General features: G+C 72.1%; 2 protein-coding genes. Both read left to right on the forward strand.

The genetic code is table 11. The annotated features are described in order from the left end of the window. Positions 1–228 precede the first annotated feature (228 nt). The gene (locus CCN35_RS26855) at positions 229–975 is read left to right on the forward strand and encodes a FadR/GntR family transcriptional regulator (protein ID WP_236560611.1); all 747 of its coding nucleotides are present in this window, start codon (positions 229–231) and stop codon (positions 973–975) included. A gap of 56 nt (positions 976–1,031) precedes the next feature. Further along, entirely contained in the window at positions 1,032–1,745 is a 714-nt protein-coding gene (locus CCN35_RS26860; RefSeq protein ID WP_245863538.1) for a PDC sensor domain-containing protein, read from the forward strand. Positions 1,746–1,888: the final 143 nt, after the last annotated feature.

The raw sequence follows: 1,888 nt of genomic DNA on the forward strand, positions 1-1,888 counted from the left end.
GATGGGTGGGGGGCGGCTGGAACCACCGGAAGCGGGCATGAGGGGGGAGTGGCCCGGCCGTTTTCCTCGGCTGGGCATGAGGGTGGGAGGGACCCGTCCGGTTTTCCGGCGGGCCGGGGGTGCAGTGGCCTAAAATGCTCCGGCGGTGCGCGGAAAGCTACAACCCCATGGGTTATCCCACAAGGGTCGTGCACGTAACACGCCGATGACGAGGAGCGAGGAGTCTGGGTGGCGGCCGACGGCGTTCCGGTGATGCGCACCTCGTTGATCTCCCCCCTGAACGCGGGGGGACGGGTCGAGGAGGTCGTCGAGCGGATCAGCCGCGCCATCATGCTCGGACTCGTGGTCGACGGCGAGCAGCTGCCGCCCGAGGTGAACTTCGCGCACCAGCTCGGCGTCTCCCCGATGACGCTGCGGGAGGCGCTGGCGATCCTGCGGCAGCAGGGACTGGTGGAGACACGCCGCGGACGCAACGGAGGCACCTTCGTGCGGCGGCCGGCCAACCCGCCGCTCGACGCCCTGGAGGAGCGGCTGCGGTCCACGACCGTCTCCGAGCTGCGGGACTTCGCCGACGAGCAGTTCGCCGTCTGCGGCGCCGCCGCCCTGCTGGCCGCCGAGCGGGCCTCCGCGGCCAACGTCAGACGCATGCTCCACCTGGTCGAGCAGCTCGCGGCGGCCGAGGGCGTCGGCGACCGGATCAGGGCGGACAGCCGCTTCCACCTGGAGATCGCCATGGCCTCGCAGTCGGAGCGGCTCACCCAGCTGGAGGTGGCGCTGCAGGCCGAGCTCACCCCGATGCTGTGGCTGCCCCTGGAGACACGGACGTCGACGGACGACGCGGTCGCCGAGCACCACGCGATCGCGACGGCCATCGCCGAGGAGGACGGCGAGCGGGCCCGGGCACTCGCCGAGCGCCACGTCCGGCGCAACCTGCGCCGACTGATCGAGTTGCATCTGACGGTGGCGGGTCGATGACAGTGGAGGCGCAGATGTGTCCTGAGGACGCCTTTCGTGGAGACGGGTCACCGGAGGTGGCCAAGGAGCTGGACACTCTGCTCGCAGGGGTGCGGCGCCTGCTCACCGAGGTCTTCGACCGGCTGGAGAAGGTCTCCGACGACGTCATCGGCCGTCGGCGCGCAGCGCTCGCGGACCACGGCTCCTTCCGCGTCCCGGACCTCGCCGGCATCAAGCCGACGCTGATCGAGCAGGCGAGCGAACAGCAGGCCGCCGACGGGTTCGGCTTCCTGGTGGCGGCGGGGGTGCTGCCGGACCGGGACCGGCACATCGAGTGGTGGCAGCGCGGAAGCACGGGCTTCGTCCAGCTGCGCCTCAACCTGGACCCGACCAGCGTCGACGTCTACGAGTACTTCGAGATGGAGTGGTTCGCCGCCGGCCGGGACCACGGGCGGCGCGCGGTCCACGGCCCCTATGTGGACTACTTCGGGGCCGACCGGTACATCTTCACCTTCGCGCTTCCGGTCGTCGACGAGATCTTCCTCGGGGTCGCCGGGGCGGACCTCCAGGTGCGCGGTTTCGAGCCCCGTCTGCTCGCCGCCCTGCGCGAGACCACGCACGACGCCGTGCTCGTGGGCCCCGAGCGGCGGGTGATCGCCGCGAACACCTCGCGCTGGCTCGTCGGTTCCCGGCTGCCCGAGACACCCCGGGCGGGAACGGGCGAGTTCGTCGCGGTGGGCGACGTCGGCCTGGACAGCGACTGGGTCCTGGCGCTCGCCGCCCGTGAATAGCCTCTTTCCTCCTCCGTCCGGCTCCTGATCCGGCCCCTGCCCGGCACGCCTTTCGCCCGCACCGGGGCGGGAGGCGTGCGTGCCGGCGTGCCCGCACGCCGGCCGAGGGGACCGGCCGTTCCCGTCCCCGCACCGGCCCGTCC

It is taken from the genome of Streptomyces thermovulgaris (assembly GCF_002155915.1).
Classification (GTDB): Bacteria; Actinomycetota; Actinomycetes; order Streptomycetales; family Streptomycetaceae; genus Streptomyces; species Streptomyces thermovulgaris.